Source organism: Corynebacterium sp. KPL2895 (assembly GCF_040225815.1).
GTDB classification, from domain to species: domain Bacteria; phylum Actinomycetota; class Actinomycetes; order Mycobacteriales; family Mycobacteriaceae; genus Corynebacterium; species Corynebacterium rhinophilum.
Map to the genome: position 1 here is coordinate 159,956 of NZ_JBEHFY010000001.1, position 19,956 is coordinate 179,911.

18 protein-coding genes are annotated in these 19,956 nt (G+C 58.7%); 15 read left to right on the forward strand and 3 right to left on the reverse strand.

Annotation, left to right across the window (positions count from 1 at the left end):
• Window positions 1-17 precede the first annotated feature (17 nt).
• The 8 genes from pafA (at window position 18) to ABRP95_RS00800 (ending at window position 9,736) form a co-directional block, all read left to right on the forward strand.
• The gene (gene pafA, locus ABRP95_RS00765) at window positions 18-1,397 is read left to right on the forward strand and encodes a Pup--protein ligase (RefSeq protein WP_349838797.1); all 1,380 of its coding nucleotides are present in this window, start codon (window positions 18-20) and stop codon (window positions 1,395-1,397) included.
• 35 nt (window positions 1,398-1,432) lie between these two features.
• A complete protein-coding gene (locus ABRP95_RS00770; RefSeq protein WP_349838777.1) occupies window positions 1,433-2,419 on the forward strand; it encodes a helix-turn-helix transcriptional regulator in 987 nt (328 codons plus the stop codon).
• A gap of 4 nt (window positions 2,420-2,423) precedes the next feature.
• Window positions 2,424-3,377, forward strand: coding sequence for a helix-turn-helix transcriptional regulator (locus ABRP95_RS00775; RefSeq protein ID WP_349838778.1), 954 nt, complete (start codon window positions 2,424-2,426; stop codon window positions 3,375-3,377).
• A gap of 113 nt (window positions 3,378-3,490) precedes the next feature.
• Complete coding sequence (gene tatA / locus ABRP95_RS00780; RefSeq protein WP_284770669.1) at window positions 3,491-3,760, forward strand: Sec-independent protein translocase subunit TatA; 270 nt, start codon at window positions 3,491-3,493, stop codon at window positions 3,758-3,760.
• 124 nt (window positions 3,761-3,884) lie between these two features.
• Window positions 3,885-4,994 carry a twin-arginine translocase subunit TatC gene (gene tatC, locus ABRP95_RS00785; RefSeq protein WP_349838779.1) on the forward strand — a complete coding sequence of 370 codons (1,110 nt, stop codon included), beginning with the start codon at window positions 3,885-3,887 and terminating at the stop codon, window positions 4,992-4,994.
• Window positions 4,995-5,015: 21 nt separating this feature from the next.
• Entirely contained in the window at window positions 5,016-7,832 is a 2,817-nt protein-coding gene (locus tag ABRP95_RS00790) for a DEAD/DEAH box helicase (RefSeq protein ID WP_349838780.1), read from the forward strand.
• 35 nt (window positions 7,833-7,867) lie between these two features.
• Window positions 7,868-8,989, forward strand: coding sequence for a M24 family metallopeptidase (locus ABRP95_RS00795; RefSeq protein WP_284782806.1), 1,122 nt, complete (start codon window positions 7,868-7,870; stop codon window positions 8,987-8,989).
• Window positions 8,990-9,736, forward strand: coding sequence for an SDR family oxidoreductase (locus ABRP95_RS00800; protein ID WP_349838781.1), 747 nt, complete (start codon window positions 8,990-8,992; stop codon window positions 9,734-9,736). It abuts the gene before it with no gap.
• Here ABRP95_RS00800 and ABRP95_RS00805 read toward each other — a convergent pair.
• A complete protein-coding gene (locus ABRP95_RS00805) occupies window positions 9,733-10,560 on the reverse strand; it encodes a precorrin-3B synthase (RefSeq protein WP_284782815.1) in 828 nt (275 codons plus the stop codon). The two genes, ABRP95_RS00800 and ABRP95_RS00805, sit on opposite strands and share 4 nt — an antisense overlap.
• Window positions 10,561-10,647: 87 nt before the next feature.
• On the opposite strand from ABRP95_RS00805, the gene ABRP95_RS00810 reads away from it, so the two are divergent.
• From ABRP95_RS00810 to ABRP95_RS00820, 3 genes are read left to right on the forward strand one after another with little or no spacing between them, the layout of a single operon-like run.
• On the forward strand, window positions 10,648-11,262 hold the full coding sequence (locus ABRP95_RS00810) for an FxsA family protein (protein ID WP_284782816.1): 615 nt from the start codon (window positions 10,648-10,650) through the stop codon (window positions 11,260-11,262).
• Window positions 11,263-12,780, forward strand: a complete 1,518-nt coding sequence (lnt, locus tag ABRP95_RS00815; RefSeq protein WP_284782818.1) for an apolipoprotein N-acyltransferase — start codon at window positions 11,263-11,265, stop codon at window positions 12,778-12,780.
• A gap of 14 nt (window positions 12,781-12,794) precedes the next feature.
• A complete protein-coding gene (locus ABRP95_RS00820; RefSeq protein ID WP_284770677.1) occupies window positions 12,795-13,694 on the forward strand; it encodes a polyprenol monophosphomannose synthase in 900 nt (299 codons plus the stop codon).
• 78 nt (window positions 13,695-13,772) lie between these two features.
• On the opposite strand, the gene ABRP95_RS00825 is transcribed toward ABRP95_RS00820, so the two are convergent.
• Window positions 13,773-14,150: an RNA polymerase-binding protein RbpA gene (locus ABRP95_RS00825; RefSeq protein WP_005279221.1), complete on the reverse strand. Its 378-nt coding sequence runs from the start codon at window positions 14,148-14,150 to the stop codon at window positions 13,773-13,775.
• Between the two features lie 127 nt (window positions 14,151-14,277).
• Between ABRP95_RS00825 and ABRP95_RS00830 the strand changes: the two genes are divergently transcribed.
• The 3 genes from ABRP95_RS00830 (at window position 14,278) to ABRP95_RS00840 (ending at window position 17,037) form a co-directional block, all read left to right on the forward strand.
• Window positions 14,278-14,619, forward strand: coding sequence for a hypothetical protein (locus tag ABRP95_RS00830; protein ID WP_042403724.1), 342 nt, complete (start codon window positions 14,278-14,280; stop codon window positions 14,617-14,619).
• 3 nt (window positions 14,620-14,622) lie between these two features.
• Window positions 14,623-15,324, forward strand: a complete 702-nt coding sequence (locus ABRP95_RS00835; protein ID WP_239268093.1) for a YceI family protein — start codon at window positions 14,623-14,625, stop codon at window positions 15,322-15,324.
• 807 nt (window positions 15,325-16,131) lie between these two features.
• Window positions 16,132-17,037, forward strand: a complete 906-nt coding sequence (locus ABRP95_RS00840) for a Dyp-type peroxidase (RefSeq protein WP_284796137.1) — start codon at window positions 16,132-16,134, stop codon at window positions 17,035-17,037.
• Window positions 17,038-17,051: 14 nt separating this feature from the next.
• On the opposite strand, the gene ABRP95_RS00845 is transcribed toward ABRP95_RS00840, so the two are convergent.
• Complete coding sequence (locus ABRP95_RS00845) at window positions 17,052-18,365, reverse strand: class I SAM-dependent methyltransferase (protein WP_349838782.1); 1,314 nt, start codon at window positions 18,363-18,365, stop codon at window positions 17,052-17,054.
• A gap of 201 nt (window positions 18,366-18,566) precedes the next feature.
• Between ABRP95_RS00845 and ABRP95_RS00850 the strand changes: the two genes are divergently transcribed.
• Window positions 18,567-19,922 (forward strand): NAD(P)/FAD-dependent oxidoreductase, encoded by a 1,356-nt coding sequence (locus ABRP95_RS00850; RefSeq protein WP_284796138.1) that lies wholly within the window; start codon window positions 18,567-18,569, stop codon window positions 19,920-19,922.
• Window positions 19,923-19,956 lie beyond the last annotated feature (34 nt).

The following is a 19,956-nucleotide window of genomic DNA, read 5'->3' on the forward strand; positions in this document are numbered from 1 at the left end:
TTTTTGCCCGGCGGATCATGGGCATCGAAACCGAGTACGGCCTGTCCACCGCGACGCCGAAGAGACAGCGGGCATTAAGTCCGGATGAGGTTGCGCGCGTGCTCTTTCGGCCGATCGTGGAAAAGTACGCCTCGTCCAATATCTTTGCCACCAATGCCAGCCGCCTGTACCTCGACGTCGGCTCGCACCCTGAGGTAGCCACCGCCGAATGCGATAGCCTCAGCCAGCTCATCGCCCATGAATGCGCCGGTGACCGCGTGATGAACCGGCTGGCCCTGCAGGCAGAAGACGCTTTGGCCGAAGAAGGAAACGAGCGCGCGGTCTACCTTTTTAAGAACAACGTCGATTCCGCCGGGCACTCCTTTGGCTGCCACGAGAATTACCTCATTAGCCGGCACACGGTGCTCAAAGACCTGGGCGTGGCGCTCTTGCCGTTCTTGATTACCCGCCAACTTATCTGCGGGGCGGGAATGGTACAGCCTGCCAAGGGCGATCACACCGCGCAATTCCTCTTATCCCAGCGCGCCGATCAGGTATGGGAGGGCGTATCGTCCGCGACCACCCGTTCCCGGCCCATCATCAATACCCGCGATGAGCCGCATGGGGATTCCAAGCGCTTCCGCCGCATGCACATCATCGTCGGCGATTCCAATATGGCAGAGCCCACCATCGCACTAAAGGTCGGCTCCACCCTGCTCATGTTAGAGATGCTGGAGGCAGGCTTCGAGCTACCCGAGCTCGAGATCGCAGATCCAATCCACCACATTCGCTCCATTGCGCGCGATGTGACCGGCTCAACGCCGTTGCCGCTTGTTAGCGGGGGAACCATTACAGCCTTGGAGGTCCAGCAGCAGCTTTGCGCGCGGGCCCGCGATTGGCTTGCTCACCGCGAAGACGCCGGCACGCCCACGGCGGAATTGGAGCGCGTCGTTGACCTGTGGGAGCGCATCCTGCGCGCCATCGAGACCGGAGATTTTTCTGGCGTAAACCGCGAGATTGATTGGGTGATCAAGCTCGAGCTGCTCGAGCGCTACCGCTCCCGTTTGGGCGGTGACTGGGCGCACCCGAAGCTTACGCAAGTTGATATGACCTATCACGATATCCGGCCAAGGCGAGGACTGTACGACGTGCTGCTTCGCCGCGGAATGATTGAGCGTTGGATTGAAGATGAAGACATCGAGCGTGCGGTAACCAGCGCACCGCCGACTACGCGCGCGGCTTTGCGCGGAAAGTTCCTGGCTGCAGCAGAAGAATGCGGCGCGCACGTGACCGTGGATTGGACGCGGCTGAAGGTCAACCGCCCAGAACCGCGCACCGAGGAACTGCTCGATCCCTTCGCGTCCACAGATCCGCGCGTTGAGGCATTGCTAGACTATATGCACGATAATCACGCCTAGGGCGTGCACATTGAGCACTGGGGAGAGTAGACAACGTGGTGGCATCACGATCCACGCCGAGCCGGCAGGATGCGGCGGTAGAAAGGCTCACCAACCTATCCTTTGCGCTGCAGGGAGCGGCGAATTCGGGTGGTTCACCGGACCGCTCTGCAGCCTGGATCCGCAGCCACGTCGCAGGTTATAGCGATAAATCCGACGAGGCTTTTACCAAGGCCTTGGCTCGCGATATCGCCACCTTGCAACGCGCCGGAGTCCCCATCGTGCACACCGGTGGGGAAGACGGGGCCTCATACCGCCTCGACCAAAGCAATTACCAGCTCCCGCCGGTGGAATTTTCACCGGAAGAAGCGATGGTGCTTGGCATCGCAGGGGGAGTGGGAACCCCTGGTGGATTGAGCGATTTCTCCCTGTCCGGGTGGACCAAGATCGCCGCCTCGGGCGCTTCTCGCAACCTGGAGGGCGCGCCCGTCTATACCGCGGTCAATGACATCACCCGCCTCGCACCCGAGGTCATCACCTTCGTCCTGGCCGCCGTGCGTAATAAAGTCCGCATTACCTTTGCCTACCGCCCCCATCCGGCAGCAGAGACAGTGCGCCGCACCATGGATCCCTGGGGAGTGGTCAACCACCAAAGCCGCATCTATATCGTTGGCTTCGATGTTGACCGCGCCGCCCCGCGCGTCTTCCGAGCCTTAAGGCTTTCCGATATCAAGCGGTCCCACCAGCCGGCTGAGCATTCCGAGCCGACGGTGGACATCGACAAGCTCGTCAAAGAGGCGCTACAACGCGGCGAAAAGGTGGATGCGACCTTGTATATTCCTGAAGGTCAAGCCCAAGAGCTAGAAAGCGTGGGTAGGCGCACTGCCGAAGGCACCGTAGTGCTGACCGGGGTCCAAAAGGATTGGTTGGTGCGCACCGCCGCAGGCTATGCCCCAGAAGTAAAAGTGCTCGATCCCCCCGAGGTGCGCACTGACATCATTAACCTTTTGCGCGCAGCCGCCAACCACAACGGAGCTGAGTAAACCAATGGCCGATGGATCTCATAAACTGCAAGCGCTCGTCCGGTCGCTGAACCTCATCCCGTACTTCCAAAACCATCCGGATAAAACTCCGATGGAGGCAGCCGCGGATTTGGGGATGGACCCAGGGGAACTGAAAGATGCCGTGGACCGCCTATTTTGCTCTGGGACCGGCCGCAATACCGAAGAGCTCATCGATCTCTCTTTCAGCTACCGCGATGGGGTCACCATCTACAATGACCAAGGCTTGGGGCAAGCATTGCGGCTTACGCCGACTGAGGCGGGCGCGCTCTTACTTACCCTTGAATCCCTCGAGGCTATGCCCGGGCTATTAGGTACGCGGGCGATTAAGTCTGCCGCCGCGAAATTGCGTTCCATTATGGATGAACGCACGCTGAGCATCTATGACACGTTATCCACGGTGGACCCGCAAGAATCCGACATCCAGGCAACCTTGAACCGCGGGCTTAATGAAAAACGGCGCATCCGGATGCGCTATTGGAGCGCTTCATCTAATAAGGAAACCGAGCGCCTGGTAGATCCGGCCCGGATTTTTATCGTGGATGCCGAGCCCTATCTCGCGGCGTGGGAAGAAGAAAAGCAGGGGCACAGGACCTTTCGTATTGACCGCATCAAGCATGCCGAGTTGACCGAGGAGACTGCTCATCCGCGCCTTAAAGAGCTGGATTTCGACGCTGCAGCACCCTTTAATTTAGGTACGGCGGATTCCGTGGAATTAATCATTCATGAAGAATTCACCTGGCTTGCAGAATACTACGATATGCAACTAGGCAAGCGATTAGAAAACGGCACCATAGCTGCAACGATGCAGGTGGGGTCCGTTGATTGGCTGGTTCGTTTTGCGCTCGGTCAGGCCGATAGGTTACGCGTTACAGCCCCTCAATCTATTGTGAATCTCATTGCGAAACGCGGAAATGCCGCGTTGAAGGGCTATACTTAAAATTCAGTTACTGCACGCACATGCGTCTTAAAATTGCCTCGCGAATTTTCCCGCGAAGTCAGGGAGCGCGGCGGCCATCTGGCGCAGGCAAAGAAGAACCGAAAGAGGATCTTATGACCTTAGGACCATTGGAAATCGGCCTGATTGTTCTCGTCATCATCTTGCTATTTGGCGCGAAGAAATTGCCGGATCTTGCTCGTTCCATGGGCCGCTCGATGCGCATTTTCAAATCTGAGGTCAATGAAATGCAATCGGAGGACACCAAGCGCTCTGAGACCCAAGCTCAACTGAGCCAGAAGCGCCAGCAGTCCGATGAGGAGTTCTGGAACCGCCCAGATATGCAGCCTGGCCACCAGCAGGGAAACTCTTCCTCCCAGAATTAACGCCTGCCAGCTAAAAAGGCGAACACGCTCTGCCTATGCACTCGTCGGCCGTGTCGGAGACCGGCCCTCAGAAATCGAGTGGGCAGGGTAGTGTTCGCTCTTGTGCGTTGAAAGAGCCAAATTGATGTCCTCACAGTCCAACCCTGCCGGTGAACACGGATCCCGCGTGCGCCGCAAGCGGCGAGGTTTTTCACGCAAGCCCAAGAACCCAACGGGCGAGATGACCTTAGTGCAGCACCTGCAAGAGCTGCGGCGAAGGATCATTATTTCCTTGCTTGCCTTGGTTATCGGCGCGATCATCGGTTTTATTTGGTACCAGCAGGCGCCCTTCCGGATTCCACCGCTGGGAGAAATCCTGCGCGAGCCTTATTGCTCATTGCCGGAAGATAAACGAGCCAACTTCAATAACGATGGCGAATGCCGCTTGCTTGCCACCAGCCCCTTCGAGATGCTCATTTTGCGCCTGAAGGTCGGTGCGTTGGCAGGTACGGTTATTTCGTCCCCAGTCTGGCTCTACCAGGTGTGGGCATTTATCGTGCCAGGCCTGCATAAGAATGAGCGCCGCTACACCTTGAGCTTCGTCGTTGTGGCCGTCTCCCTCTTCCTCGCGGGTGCCATCTTGGCCTACTTCATCTTGTCCGTGGGCTTGGAATTCCTCGTCGGCATTGGCGCTGAGTATCAAACCGCAGCATTAACTGGTGAGCGATACTTCTACTTCCTCTTGGCGCTGTTGCTCATCTTTGGCATCAGCTTCGAGATTCCGCTGTTAATCGTCTCGCTCAATCTCATCGGCGTCTTGGAATATAACCACGTTAAGGATAAGCGCCGCATCGTCATCGTCGTGGTGATGATCTTCGCCGCCTTCGTGACCCCAGGCCAAGATCCCTTCACGATGGTGGTATTGTCCGCCAGCCTGATGCTGCTTATTGAGATTGCCTTCCAGTTCTGCCGCATTCACGACAAGCGCCAGAACCGGCAGCGTCCTGACTGGATGGATCTTGATGATGAATCCGCGTCTGCGCTAGACGAAAGCCCCACTGGTGTGGGCGGGCCCGCGCCTGTCGATGCCCCGTCGGGCGTATATGCCTCGCCTAAGCCTGCGGCAGCTGGGGCGTCATTGCAGACCGTCCGCACGGAAAATCGGGCTTCGGATAGCACTTCCCAACGGGCTGAGGATCGCAAGGGTCCGCAGCGACCTACCGATGAAGGCGGCTTTTTCGACGATGTGCTTTAAGCACGGGTAGCCTTGTGAGATATGACTGAAACTCACCTGGATACCTTCGCCGCCGGCCTCCCATACCCCTTGGATGAGTTCCAGGTGCAGGGGTGTGAGGCGGTAGAAAATGGCCAAGGGGTGCTCGTTTGCGCCCCAACTGGTGCAGGTAAAACCGTCGTTGGCGAGTTCGCCGTTTCTTTGGCCTTAAGCCGCGGCACGAAGTGCTTTTATACCACCCCGATTAAGGCGCTGAGCAACCAGAAATACCACGACCTCGTCGCTGAGCACGGCGAGGATGCCGTCGGTCTGCTTACTGGCGATGTCTCCATTAACGCCGATGCCGAAATCGTCGTCATGACCACCGAGGTGCTGCGCAATATGATCTACGCGGATTCTCCCGCGCTGGATAGACTTACTCACGTGGTCATGGATGAAATCCACTTCCTTGCAGATGCCTCCCGCGGCGCGGTCTGGGAAGAAGTCATCTTGAACTTGGCGGACCACGTATCCATCATTGGGCTGTCTGCCACCGTGTCCAATTCCGAGGAATTCGGTGAATGGCTCGCCACGGTCCGCGGCGATACCTCTGTCATTGTGACCGAACACCGGCCGGTCCCACTTGATCAATGGATGATGCTGGGCCGCAAGATTTACCCGCTCTTTGAGCCGGAATCCGGCGGCCAGGTCAATTCCGAATTAGAGCGCCGCATTCAGCGCTTGGAGGCAGGCGATAGCGATGATGGGCACGCGGACTATAAATCCGGCAAGGGTTTTCGCGCGAGGGCGCGCCACAAGGGCGGCGGGCGCAGCGAATTTCATGGTAAAGCGGGCGGGCGTTCCGGTTCCTCCCGGCCGCAAGATCGCTACCGCCCCTTAGGACGCCCTGAGGTGCTGAAGGTGCTGCAATCGCAAGATATGCTGCCCGCGATTACCTTCATCTTTTCCCGCGCCGGTTGCGATGGCGCGCTCTATCAGTGCCTGCGCAGCAGGATGGTGCTGACGACGCAAGAGGAAGCAGAAGAGATCAAGACCATCGTCGATGCCGGCGTTGAGGGCATTCCGGAAGAAGACTTGCAGGTCTTGGATTTCCGGCGGTGGCGCGAAGCGCTCTCCCGTGGTTTTGCCGCCCACCACGCAGGGATGCTCCCGGCGTTTCGCCACATCGTAGAAGATCTCTTCGTCCGCGGTTTAGTACGCGCGGTATTTGCTACCGAGACTCTTGCCTTGGGCATTAATATGCCAGCCCGCACGGTGGTGCTCGAGAAGTTGATCAAGTTCAATGGCGAAGCACACGTGGATCTCACGCCAGGCCAATACACGCAGCTGACCGGGCGCGCCGGCCGGCGCGGAATCGATACCCTGGGCAACGCGGTCGTGCAGTGGGCACCGGCTATGGATCCGCGTTTTGTCGCCGGTTTAGCTTCAACGCGCACGTATCCGCTCATTTCTACGTTTGCGCCGGGCTATAACATGGCCATCAACCTGCTGGGCATGCTCGGCTTTGAGGACTCGCTGCGGCTACTGGAAAAGTCTTTCGCGCAGTTCCAGGCCGATGGTTCCGTGGTGGAAGAAACCCGCGATTTAGAGCGCGCGGAGCATCGCGTGCGCGAATTGCGTGAGCAGCTTGACGATGCCGTGGATGCCCTCGCACCACCAGCCAAGGACGGCGAGGATCCCGCCGAGGTGCTCATGGATTATATCCGGCTGCGCCGCGAGTTGACGGCGGAAGAAAAGCAATCCAAGGTCGATAAGGAACACCAGCGCACCCAGGAAGTGGTTGCGGTGCTAGCCCGCCTGCAATTGGGCGATGTCATCGCGCTTGCCGGAAAGAAGCGCCCCACTCTTGCCGCGGTGGTCACCCCGGCCAACCAGACTGAAGATCCTCGCCCGTGGGTGACCACGGAATCTGGGTGGTCAGGGCGCATCGATGCCACTGGTATTAGCAATCCGCCGATTCAACTGGGCCGTATTAAGATCCCGAAGCCGGTGCGGAAGAATCCGCGGCGCAATACCAAGTACATCCAGGATGTCTTCCACCGCGAAAAGTTTGACCGCCCAAAGCGAATGAAGTCGAAGCCACGTCTGCGACCAAATAAGCGGATAGGCGAGTTGCGCGATGCCATTCGCGAGCACCCTGCACACGACTGGCCCGCCACCGACAGGGAGCAACTGGCCGGCGTGGCGCAGAAGTTGGCGCGCCGCGAGCGCGACTTCGAAAAGCTGCAGGCCAAGGTGAATAAGGCGACCGATACATTGGGCCGAACCTTTGAACGCATCGTGGATCTGCTCGCGGAGATGGACTATGTCGAGTTCTCTGGTGCCGGCAATGATCGCACGCCGGTCATCACTGAGGAAGGCGAGCGCCTGGCAAAGATTCATAGCGAATCCGATCTGCTCGTTGCCCAATGCCTGAAGCGAGGCATTTGGGATGAGCTGGATCCGGCGGAATTGGCCGGCGTTGCATCTCTGTGCTGCTTTGAAAATAGGAAGGCCACTGGGGGCCAGCCGGAGGCGGCAACGGATCGCATGGCCGATGCCATGAATGCGACCTGGCGCATCTATACCGAGCTCGGCGCCGATGAACGCCGCCACCGCCTGCCCCCAACGCGCGAGCCTGAAGCCGGATTTGCGCTGGCCATTCACCAGTGGGCGGCGGGTGCGCCCTTGGGCTATTGCATGGCGGCGGCCAATGAAGCGGGCGCGGAGCTTACTCCCGGTGATTTCGTGCGGTGGTGCCGCCAAGTTGTGGACCTCCTGCAGCAAATCGCCAAGACTGGCTACGATGGCCAGATTCAGCGCAATGCGCGCCGCGCAATCGACGCCATTCAGCGCGGGGTTGTCGCGATCGGGGCTTAAGCTAGCCCGTCCTACTGGCTAGTAGACTGTGGGCCATGACTACTCAGGCTTTTTCTCCCGAAGTGTATTCGCGCCGGCTCTCGGCCGCGCAAGAAGCGGCCGCCCAGCAGGGCATTGACCTTTTGCTGATTGGCACCGGCCCTGATTTTGCCTACCTGACCGGTTCGTGGGTATCGTCCCACGAACGCCTGACGGTGTTAGCCGTTCCCCAAAGCGGTACGCCGTGGATTGTCTCGCCGAATACGGATATTACGGATATTAAATCGGCGCCCGTCGGCAAGCTGGATGTGGAGCTGCGCGGGTGGAATGACGGCGATAATCCCTACGAGCTCGCCCTCAAGGGTGCTGCGTCGATCAAGAAGGTCGCGCTGGGACAATCCCTGACGGCAGACCATATTCTGCAGTTCCAGGCGCGCGTGCCCGAGGCGGATTATGTCCTTGCCACCTATGCGCTCGCGGAGCTTTTCACCCGCAAGGATGAGGCGGAAATCGCGGAGCTGCGCAAGGCCGGCCAGGCTATCGACGCCGTGCACGCCCGGGTTCCTGAGCTCCTGCAGCCCGGCCGCACCGAGGCCGAGGTGGCGCATGAACTGGAAAAGCTCATCCTCAAAGAGCATTCCATCATTGACTTTGTCATCGTAGGTTCTGGCCCGAATGGCGCCAATCCGCACCACAGCTTCTCTGACCGGAAGCTGGCTGCGGGCGAGCCCGTTGTCGTGGATCTCGGGGGTACCTTGCCCTCCGGCTATCACTCCGATTGCACCCGCACCTACGTCGTAGGCGGCGATCTCAGCCAGGCGCCGCAGGACTTCCAAGACGCATATGCCGTGCTTTACGATGCCCAAGCGGCCGCCCGCGCCGCCGCCAAGCCCGGCAGCACGGCTGAAGAAATCGACGGGATTGCTAGGAAGGCTATTGCCGATGCCGGCTGGGGCGATAAATTCGTCCACCGCACCGGCCACGGAATTGGTCTCTCGACCCACGAAGAGCCCTTCATCATGGAGGGAAATGACCTAGCGCTGGAAGAGGGCATGGCCTTTTCCATTGAGCCAGGCATTTACCTAGAAGGCCAGTGGGGCATGCGGCTGGAAGACATCGTGGTACTTACCAAGGATGGCTACGAGTCCCTCAACGTCGTTGAACGCGAAGTGCGTTAAGTGGCTGGCGTACTGATCCTGGGCGGGCGCAGCGATATCGGCGGCGAAATCGCCCGACGCGTGGCCCGCGGTAACGACATCGTCCTCGCCGCCCGCGGGACCCACGGGCTGGAGGAGATTACCGCCCAGCTTAAGGCCGCAGGTGCACGCAGCGTCCACCAGCTGTCCTTTGACGCGGAGGATTTCTCCCAACACCGCCAGATCTTTACCGAGGCCAAGGAACGCGTCGGCGCCATCGAGCTGACGGCGGTCGCCTTCGGCATCCTGGGGGATCAAGACAAGGCGGAATCCGACCCGTCCCACGCGGCACAGATCGCCACCATCGACTACACCGCCCAAGTCTCCGTGCTCACGGTAGCGGCGCAGTCGATGCCGCGCGGCCATATCGTGGCCTTTTCCTCCATCGCTGGGTGGCGAGCCCGTTGCGCCAATTATGTCTACGGTTCCACCAAGGCCGGACTGGATGCTTTTTGCCAGGGCCTCGCGGACAGGTTGCACGGCAGTGGGCTCGGGCTGATTACCGCGCGCCCCGGGTTCGTCATTGGGTCCATGACCCTGGGGATGAAACCGGCCCCGCTATCGGTGCGGCCAGGCGATGTCGCCGATGCCGTCGTTGCCTGCATAGACAACGACGACCGCCGCGGTCAGGCGCGCAGCCACACCCTGTGGATCCCGAAGGCCCTGCAAGCCTTGGCCTGGGTCATGCGGTTGGTGCCCCGGCCCGTGTGGCGGCATATGCCGCGTTAGCCGGCCTCGCCGTCCCGCAGCAGGGGCGAATTGATATCGAAGATGAAACCGCGCGGGGCGAGCACGCGGAGGACGACCTCGGCATCGCCCTCTGCGATGTCGTGAAAGACTAGGCCTCCCCACGGGGTGACCGTGATGTCCACTTCTAGCTGACCGATAAGCTGCGCGAACTGCGCCGGGATGGCGCCTTGGTAGACCCCCGCACCAAGGTCGACCACGCCTTCTGCCTGGTGCTCATCCAACCAGCCAATGGGGCCAGGCTCTGCGGCGAGTTCCACACCAGCTGCCCCAGTGCCTTTTGCTTCGGTATTCCTCGCCTCGGTGCGCAAGGCACCGAGGCGACGGAGGTGGGCTGCGGCATCGGCAAGCGAGAGGCCCGCGGTCGGGCTGTTGGTGGCGGGGGAATGGGTGATGTTTAAGGTGGCATCGTCAAGCAGCTGCATACTGACCTGCGCGGCAGAAACCGGCAGGTCGTCGGCGTCAGTGGTAATCGCGAGCGACTCCAAGCCCGGCTGCTCGGTATTCAGGTGCGCGGTCAGCTGGCGCGCTGCCTGCTGCGCCGCGGGAGCAAGGGGAGAGGCCAGCACGGGAATGTGGAAGCTTAGCAGCTCTAATTTATCCAGCTCCGCCGCGAGCTGGGCCTTGTCTGTAACTCCCCGCAACTCGATGGCGGAATTGGGGCGAATATAAACGCTGCCATCGGCCCAGTGCGCCGCGCAATAACCCAAATGGATCCAATCATTAGGGCTGGTAAAACCGCCCACAACGTGCAGGCGCAGGCAGGTGCCGGACTCGGGATGCTGGAAAAATTTGGGGTAATGCATAGCTTGCCAGTGTAGCCGGTGAGAAGCCCTGCGCCGGGATCGAGTGTTGCCAGCATATCGTCAGCTTTGCTCGTTAAACTGGAAGCTATGCCGTTTTTATATCTCGTCCTCTATATGCTGGCGGAAACCCTAGCGTTTTGGGCCGTCGCCGAGTGGATTGGCGTCTTTTGGGCGCTCATTGCCCTGTTCATCACCATGTTCTTTGGAATGTCCATCGCTGGCATCGAGGTGCGCCGGTTGATGGGAAAACAAGTAGAGCAGGCTGGTGACGGGACCTACTACGTCCGCGATAACGATATGGGCAAAACCGCCGGGAATGTGGGCCTCACCCTGGCCGGTGGCATGCTGCTGTCCCTGCCCGGATTTTTGACTAGTTTTATGGGGATCCTGCTCATCTTCGCCCCAACGCGGTCGCTCTTTCGAAAGTTTATGGCCGTATCCATCTACCGCAAGGTAGAGAAGATGGGTGTGCGCATCTACGAGGCATCGCCCATGGCACAGCAGCACGATAGCTATGGCAATTTTGGATCCTTTGGGCAGGCCTCGGGGCAATCTTTTGGACAGGCTTTTGGGCAATCGTCTGGTCAGAGCGACTCCCACGAGGTAATCGATGAGGAAGAGCTGCGCAACTGGTCCGAGAACCTAGATCCTGATGACTTCGGTCCCCGCGGAGGCGACGATAACTCACAGGGTGGAAAATAAGTGGCGGTATTTTTCGCCCGCCTCGTCATAGCGGGCATTTCTGGTGCGCTGACCTTTACCGCCGTTGAGCCGCGTGGCTGGTGGTGGGGCGCGATTATTGGCATCGCCCTGTTATATGTGAGCCTGATGCCGTGGCGTGGGCGACAGGTGCGCGGATCCGTAGGCGCGCTTTTGGCGGTGACGCACGGGTTGGTCTTGTACCTGCTGAGCCTGCCGTGGATTGGCGAGTTGGTTGGGACCGTGCCCTATGCGGCGCTTGCTATCTGGCTTTCGGTCTATGCCATCCTTTTAGGTATCTTCGGGGCCGCGGTGGCGCGATGGCGATATGGATTTCTGGTCTTTCCCCTCGTGTACCTCGCCGTCGAGGTCCTTCGTTCCACGGTGCCCTTTGGGGGATTTCCCTGGGTCAAGCTGGCGTGGGGGCAAATTGAAGGGCCCTTAGCCAATCTCGCGCCGTGGGGCGGGACCTCGCTGATTACGGTGACAACGGCATTGTGTGCTTGCGGCCTTGCCGGCTTATTGCTGCGCGGTGGGCGGGTAAAGATCGCGGCTGGCGCCGCCCTTATTCTCCCACTCATTGCGGGACTCGCGGCCGAGCGCGGCATCGATCCCGCAGATACCAAAGTGGGAGATACCAAGGTGGCGGCCATCCAAGGAAACGTGCCGCGCAGCGGTTTGGACTTCGCTGGGCAGCGTCGTGCGGTCCTGAATAACCACGTCCAGGAAACAGAGAAACTCGCGCGCCGCGAAGACGATATAGATCTGGTGATCTGGCCGGAAAATTCTTCCGATATCGATCCTTTCCGCGACGGCGAAGCAGCCCAGGCCATTAGCGGTGCCGTCGATGCCATCGACGCTCCCGTGTTGGTCGGTACCGCCACCCGCGATGAGGTGGGCGCGCGCAATACCATGCAAGTCTTTACCCCCGGCCACGGTGTGGGCGATCACCACCATAAGAAGTACCTGCAACCGTTCGGTGAGACCATGCCCATGCGGGACTTCTTCGCGCATTTCTCGGACTACGTCGACCTCGCCGGAGATTTCAAAGCAGGGGACGGGCCCGGTGTGGTCTCCATGAATTCCGTCGCGGTAGGTGTGGCGACCTGCTACGAGGTCTCCTTCGATAATGCCTTCCACGAATCCATCAAAAACGGCGCGCAGATTCTTACGACGCCAACCAATAACGCCACGTTCGGCTTTTCCGATATGACGTACCAGCAGCTGGCCATGAGCAGGCTGCGGGCGCTTGAAACCGACCGCGCCGTCGTGGTTGCAGCCACCTCTGGAGTCTCCGCACTCGTGCACCCAGATGGTAGCGTGAGCCAATCCACGGAGCTATTTGAGCCCGCGACACTGGTAGAAAGCCTGCCTCTAAAAACCGGTGAAACATTTTCGGTGCGCTACGGTTCGCTCATGCAGTGGCTGATGGTTATTATTGGTACCGTCTGCGCACTCGTTGCCGTGCGTACCAACCGATTGGGTCGTACACCTCGCGGTGTCGGCGCTAAAGAAAAGTAGGAGCATTAATTACTGTGAGCACTCTTGATTCTGCGACGCTGGTTATCATCCCAACGTATAACGAGATTGAAAACCTTCCCCTGATTACCGGCCGTGTCCGCGAGGCGCTGCCAGAGGTTCACATCCTCGTTGTGGATGATAATTCCCCCGACGGCACCGGCGAGAAAGCCGATGCTTTCGCAGCAGAAGATGACCACATTCACGTGCTGCACCGCGAGGGCAAGGGCGGTCTCTTGGGCGCTTATATCGCAGGCTTTGAATGGGGACTGGAGCGCGACTACCAGGTCCTTTGTGAAATGGATGCTGATGGCTCCCACGCCCCAGAACAGCTGCACCTGCTGCTGGAAGAGATTGACAAGGGCGCTGACCTCGTTATCGGTTCCCGCTACGTGCCGGGTGGCGAGACCGTCAACTGGCCGGCATCCCGCGAGTACCTGTCCCGCTTGGGCAACCTCTACATCTCTTTCGCGCTCGGTACCGACCTGTCCGATATGACCGCCGGCTACCGCGCCTTCCGCCGCGAACTCTTGGAAGACATCGACTTTGATGAGCTGTCTAAGGCCGGTTACATCTTCCAGGTGGACCTGGCCTTCCGCGCAGTCAAGGCTGGATACGATATCCGCGAGGTACCCATCACCTTCACCGAGCGCGAGTACGGCGAGTCCAAGCTGGATGGTTCCTTTGTCAAGGACTCTCTCTTCGAGGTAACCAAGTGGGGCGTGGCCCACCGCGCGGAGCAGGTGAAAGATTTTGCCGGCGAGATGTCCAAGCTGGCGGACCACGAGGTCAAACACGGCTCCGTTCACAATGCTGGCCAGAAGGCGCGCAACGGTGTGGGCTGGGCCACCAATTTGGCCAATGAGCTGGGATACTTGGTCAAGCACCAGGTGGGCCAGCTGACCAAGAAGAAATAACCTAGGCAGCTAAAAAGCCCGTACCCCGTGCCAATATGGCAGCCAGGGTACGGGCTTAAATTAATTCCGCTTGAGCCTTTAAGACTTCTTCTGCTGTTCTTGCTCCTTGAGGAGGCGAGCAGCGGTCCGACGGCGGGAGCGCAGGTGGTTAATGCGCTCTTCCAAAAGCTCATCGAGTTCCTCGATGGAACGGCGCTCCCGCAGCATATCCCAGTGGGTGCGAGGTGGCTTGATGGGCTTAGCTTCCACGCCTTCGCCCTCTACGAGGTGGCCCAGCTTGCCATTCTTGCACATCCATTCTTCAGGGATTTCTGCCTCATGTGCAAAGGGCACCTCATAAATTTCACCATCGTCCGTGCGGTATTTCACCATCTGGCGCGGTGCGAGGTCGTGGTCGCGGTCAGTTTCGTAGCTGACTGCACCCATACGGCTGCCACGGAGTACGCGATCTGCCATGCAACATCATCCTTTTCAAAGAGATCCCTGATTGACGGCGATAGTTTCGCCTAAGAGCTATTTATTATAACGAACACCCACGCGGTATTGTTCCCAGCCCGCCGTTTAATGGACTAAAGTGTATCTAGTGATCCGTACAGCTAGTCGTGAAAGCAATGTCGGTTCCTGCCAATGGTGTGGAAAGGATATTGACCAAGGCGGTAGGGGACGACCACGTAAGTTTTGCAGCGCCTCGTGCAAACAGCGTGCTTATGAACAAAGAAACAATGTTAGTGGCACGGATATTCCTGCCGATGCAGTAATCTTAAGCCCAGATAAAGTGCAAGGTTTGCGCGACGGCCTTTTTGAATTGCGGTGTTCCGCAGAAGACATTCAAACCGCCGCAGAAGAAGGCGCGAGCGCGGAAGAGCTTTCCAGTCTGTGTGAGGAGCTTATTTCGCTGGCTCGGCGTTTAGAAGGACTTCGATAGTAGATGAAAAAGCTTTTTTATAACCGGAAACTCGTCGTTTCCATCTTCGTGGTTTTAATCCTCGTGCTTACCGCCGTAGCTATCGGCCCGATTGTGTACTCGCTTTTCAAAAGCGGCGGCGTCAAGACGGAGCCCGTGACTGCCGATGGCGCCAAGGCAGCCTCGACTCCGCTCGACGGTTCCTGGTCCGTGGCCAAGGGCCGCGCCGATAACCACACTTCGGTGGGCTTTACCTTCGACGAGGTTCTACCGGCGGAAAGGACGTCCACCTCTGGATCGACCACAGAGGTTACTGGACAGGCGGAGATTTCCGATTCCACGCTGGAATCCGCCACCATTACGGTCAATATGGATGCCCTCACCACGGACAAGAAGGTCCGCGACCAAAACATGAAGTCCAAGCTCTTTAAGACTTCAGACTTCCCAGAGTCTTCCTTCACACTTACTAAGCCCGCCTCGCTTGCCGATGTCCCCGAAGACGGCACCATCGGCTCCGTTAAGCTCACTGGTGACCTCACGATCAAGGATAAAACGCAGGAAATCACCCACGAGTTCGATGTCCTGCGCGACGGTGACGATATCGTCATTGGCGGAGACGTTCCGATCAACCGCCTGGACTACAACGTGGAGACGCCAGACATGCTGGCGGCAAAGGTTGCCGAGGACGGCGAGATCAACCTGCGCATCTCCTTGAATAAGGACTAGACCGTGAATTCTCGACGTTTAATTTCCGTACTGTGGTTCCGCCTCGTAGTCGTCATAGCTTTCTCGATTTTCGTTGCGGTTCAACAGATGTGGCTAGTCACGGCGTTTGCAGCATTGCTAGCCGTATTAACCATCTGGCAGCTGTGGAGCGCCTACAAAAATCAATAGCGTTCCTCTTGTTTTAACGTCACGGTGACTAAATGACGGGGTATAAGTGCGCCAAAGTCCAGCGGCAGGAAAGGCCCGCCTGAAGCGAATCTGCGCCCAATCGGATGTCCGAGCCGTCCGAGGTCGTGGCGTGCCGCTTGCCAGACACCCCACACGAGCCTCGCCGAAGCGAATTCTCAAGCACGGCTCGCTTCAGGAATCTAAGCTCTGGCAGCTTAGGGGTCGAGCCCACCTTGGCCACAGAACCTTCGAGTCTCTCAAGGTCTTAGCGCGCGCCAACAGGTGGGCCAGCCAAACCCCGGACCGAATCCACGAGCCTAAGGGATTATGCTCAAACCACCCTCAACTTAACCTCCATATCTCCATTATTGTCCGATAATGTACATTATGTCATTTTAGATCCATGAACGCCCCTCCCATCGTGCCAAGGCCTTTCATCCAAGAATGGCAAAGCCACTCCGGGCGCAGTTTGTTCCAAATTTACAAATAGTGCCCTTCGAAACGCCCAAATCGGCTCACTATTTGCAAAAACGCATCACGCCATGCCATCGCATCACGCCAGCAGGCCATGCCAGCAAGCCACGCCGGCACACGACACCAAACGTGCACCGCCGAAAGCCAACACATATGCTGGAACTCATGACTATTCAACGCGTTGTCACTAAGCCTTCCCGCGCCGCCCTGTTCCTGGTCTTGGACATTGCGGAAGGCGGCGAGCAAGCCACTCGGGACATGCTCTCCGCATTTGGCGATACTTTCAAGTCAGTCAATTTCCGCCACAATGAGGGCGAGCTGTATACAGTCGTTGGCATCGGTGCGTCCATGTGGCCACGCCTCACCAGCGCTCCCCGGCCGGACAAGCTCAAGGAGTTCGAGCCGCTCGAGGGCGCGTACAAGGCGCCTTCCACGCCCGGCGATATCCTGTTGCATTTCCGCGCGAATACTTATGACCTCTGCCACGAGATGGCGCGCCAGGTCTTGCGTCAGCTGGGCGATGCCGCCACCGTCATCGATGAGACCCAGGGCTTCAAGTACCTGGACCAGCGCGATCTCCTGGGCTTTGTGGACGGCACCGCTAATCCCCTCCCCGAGGAAGCCCTAGAGACAGTGCTGCTTGCCGATGACGCCGATTATCCCCGCGGCTCCTACGTCACTGTGCAAAAATACACGCATGACCTAGATAAGTGGAGCGGCATCAGCACCGAAGAGCAAGAACGCGTTATCGGGCGCACCAAGGCCGATGACGTGGAGCTCGATGAGGATGCACAGCCATCAAATTCCCACGTCGCTCTCAATGACCTCGAGGAAGATATCTACCGCGAGAACATGGTCTTTGGTTCCTTTGCCGCAGGTGAGATGGGTACTTACTTCATCGGATATGCCAAGGACCCAGAAGATATCAACGAGCGTTTGCGCAATATGTTCATCGGCGATCCCGAAGGCAATTATGACCGAATCCTGGACTTCTCCACCGCCCTGACTGGAACGAACTTTTTCGTCCCGAGCGTCGATTTGCTAGACGAATTCGACGAGCTTCCGCACTAAAAGCACTAGAAAGCCTAACGGCGCCCGCCGCGATTGCGGTGGGTCAGGCCGAATTGGACGGAATCGATCATTCCGAGGGTCATGAGCGCCTCGCGAAGTGCGAATTGGAAGGTCCATAACCTGCGGAAAACCGGATCAAAGCCGGCAGCGGCGGCCTCGCGAAGGTGCCCATCAAAAAAGGATCGCTGCTGGCGCAGGGATTCAATATAGTGGCTGCCCACGTGCGTTTCGGACACGATGCGCAGGTGAGAGTTCTTATCTACGAGCCGGTGCACGTCCATAGTCAGCGGATAGTCGAGTCCTGGCCAGATATAGGCCCGCATGGCCTGCAAGGATGCTCGGGCAGCCTCCGACATGGACTCGGTGGCCACGATGGATTGAAAAGCCGCCCGACCGTTTGCGGTAAGGAATCGGTCGAGGACTCGGATATAGGCCTTGCGCTCTCGCTGGCTTAATTGCTCGAACTTTTCCACGCTGATGATCGCATCGTAGTGCCCGCGCCATTGCTTCGGGCTCGGAACAGAATCCGGAATCCGCTCTACGTGGATAGAGTCCTCCGTTCCGGCGAAGACAAGCGCCTCGCGCATCTGGGTGATTTGTTCAACATCGCTGGTCAGGACATCGACAGTGGCGCGGCGTTTGGTAGCGCGTATCGCGGCCTGCATTCCGGCCGCGGGATAGACCAGAAGGTGGGTGCCGGCGCCGGTGCGGGTGGCATCGAGAAGCCAATCCGCCGCCCTACGCTGCGCCTCGCCCAAGTCATCCCGGTCTACGTTGGTGGGTTCGCTCACCGTGGTGACATCGACAAAGTGGCTCTTCGGTTCCCTGCCGCCGGCCTTTGGACTAAAGCTTTCGACCGTTTCCCGGATCGTCGTCGGCACGCCGCTGGAGAAGATCCCGCCAACGTGGCTTAGACCATCGCCAGCATAGAGGCGCACTAGGTCGAGAGGCAGCTCCCCTGGCTCAGAATCGCGCACGCTTACCCCTTGCGGTTTGGGAAGATACCCCACCTGCAGGAGTTTGCCTAAAACTTTCACTAATTGGGTGGAGGATGAGACGGTCCACTCGCCTGCCATATAGCTTTCGGCGAAGCCTAACCATCCGGTGGCGGCGATTCGCTCGAATAATGCATCGTGGCCTATCTTCAAATCGGGGCCGCCAGCAGCATCGAGTTCCAGTTCCAAGCCGGCATTATCGCAGGCCTTGGCGAATTCTGCCTCGGCCCGGCGGGATTTTAGCGCCGCCCAGCGCTGCGATGGCACGGTCGCGATATTGGGCCATGCCTCCGCGTCGATGGAGCGTAGATGCTCGGGGGTGGAAAAACTCATGGTTTGGGGAGCGCTCCTGGGTGCAAGGGTCACGGTTGGGCTTATTTTAGCCAGATTCTGAGCGGTTTCGGTTAAGGCGCTCCGCATGAAAGGAAACCTGAAACGCATGTAAATGGGTATCAAGTATGCACGTTATGTAACGAGCGTTTACACTATACGGGTACTTAAATAAGCTTTCTCGAGGAAGGTCGCATTAATTCCATGACTGATACCCCTTATCGTCCAAACGGAAGCCGTCACCACGTCGTCGTGGTTGGCGGTGGATTCGGCGGTCTTAACACTGTGAAGAAGTTGAAGAACGCCGATGTTGAGATCACCCTCATCGATAAGAAGAACCACCACCTGTTCCAGCCAATGCTCTACCAGGTGGCTACCGGCATGATTTCCGCTGGTGAGGTTGCCCCCTCGACCCGCCAGCTGCTGCGCAACCAGGATAATGTGGACTTTGTCAACGGCAACGTGACCGACATTAACCTGGAGGACCAGACGGTTACCGCCGAGCTCGATGACTTTTCGCGCACCTACTCCTATGACTCCCTCGTGGTCGCTGCTGGCTCCAGCCAGTCGTACTTTGGCAATGACCACTTCGCGGAGTTTGCCCCTGGCATGAAGACCTTGGATGATGCCCTGGAGCTGCGTTCCCGCATCATTTCCGCCTTCGAAAAAGCTGAGCTTACCGATGACCCCGCTGAGCGCGAGCGCCTCCTCACCTTCATCATCGTCGGTGCCGGCCCAACCGGTGTGGAGCTCACCGGCCAGATCGCTGAGTTGGCTAACCGCACGCTTAGCGATGTCTACTCCACCTACGGCACCTCCGCCGCAAAGATTTACCTGCTCGACGGTGCGCCGCAAGTGCTCCCGCCGTTTGGCAAGCGCCTCGGCCGCCGTGCTCAGCGCACTTTGGAGAAGGAAGGCGTCAACGTTCGCCTGAACGCCATGGTGACCGATGTCAACGAAGACTCCGTAACCTACAAGAACATGAAGACCGAGGAAGAGGTCACCCTCGAGGGCGCGACCAAGATCTGGTCCGCTGGTGTTTCCGCTTCCCCACTGGGCAAGATGGTCGCTGACCAGGCCGGAGTCGAGGCTGACCGCGCGGGCCGCGTTTCCGTCAACGATGACATGACCGTTGGTGACTTCAACAACGTCTACATCATCGGTGACATGATGTCCCTGAACCGCCTGCCGGGCTTGGCACAGGTGGCAATTCAGGGTGGCGAGCACGTCGCCAAGCTCATCGAGACCAAGGTGGACGAGGAGTCCACGGCCGATGAAAAGGAACCTTTCGAGTACTTCGACAAGGGCTCGATGGCCATCGTGACCCGCTTCAATGCCGTTGTGAAGCTGGGCAAGACCGAATTCTCCGGCTTCCCAGGCTGGTTGGCATGGCTGGCCTTGCACCTGACCTACGTCGTTGGTCTACGCAGCCGCTTGGCCGTATTGGTCAACTGGGCGGCTAATATCCTCTCCCGCAACCGCGGCAACTTGGAGATTACTACCCAGCAGCGCATCGCCCGCAACCTCATCGATGAGGCAGAAGAAGAGAAGAAGAACTAAATTCTCCTCGGCACCAGCCGCTGTCCTACTACCC

Excerpts from the sequence above, each read along its gene's own strand:
- ABRP95_RS00825 (WP_005279221.1), bottom strand. The coding sequence starts at position 14,150 with ATGGCAGATCGCGTACTCCGTGGCAGCCGTATGGGTGCAGTCAGCTAC.
- pafA (WP_349838797.1), top strand. The coding sequence starts at position 18 with ATGGGCATCGAAACCGAGTACGGCCTGTCCACCGCGACGCCGAAGAGA.
- tatA (WP_284770669.1), top strand. The coding sequence starts at position 3,491 with ATGACCTTAGGACCATTGGAAATCGGCCTGATTGTTCTCGTCATCATC.
- ABRP95_RS00840 (WP_284796137.1), top strand. The coding sequence starts at position 16,132 with ATGACTATTCAACGCGTTGTCACTAAGCCTTCCCGCGCCGCCCTGTTC.
- ABRP95_RS00810 (WP_284782816.1), top strand. The coding sequence starts at position 10,648 with ATGCCGTTTTTATATCTCGTCCTCTATATGCTGGCGGAAACCCTAGCG.
- ABRP95_RS00775 (WP_349838778.1), top strand. The coding sequence starts at position 2,424 with ATGGCCGATGGATCTCATAAACTGCAAGCGCTCGTCCGGTCGCTGAAC.
- ABRP95_RS00835 (WP_239268093.1), top strand. The coding sequence starts at position 14,623 with ATGAAAAAGCTTTTTTATAACCGGAAACTCGTCGTTTCCATCTTCGTG.
- ABRP95_RS00795 (WP_284782806.1), top strand. The coding sequence starts at position 7,868 with ATGACTACTCAGGCTTTTTCTCCCGAAGTGTATTCGCGCCGGCTCTCG.
- ABRP95_RS00805 (WP_284782815.1), bottom strand. The coding sequence starts at position 10,560 with ATGCATTACCCCAAATTTTTCCAGCATCCCGAGTCCGGCACCTGCCTG.
- tatC (WP_349838779.1), top strand. The coding sequence starts at position 3,885 with ATGTCCTCACAGTCCAACCCTGCCGGTGAACACGGATCCCGCGTGCGC.
- ABRP95_RS00790 (WP_349838780.1), top strand. The coding sequence starts at position 5,016 with ATGACTGAAACTCACCTGGATACCTTCGCCGCCGGCCTCCCATACCCC.
- ABRP95_RS00850 (WP_284796138.1), top strand. The coding sequence starts at position 18,567 with ATGACTGATACCCCTTATCGTCCAAACGGAAGCCGTCACCACGTCGTC.
- ABRP95_RS00845 (WP_349838782.1), bottom strand. The coding sequence starts at position 18,365 with ATGAGTTTTTCCACCCCCGAGCATCTACGCTCCATCGACGCGGAGGCA.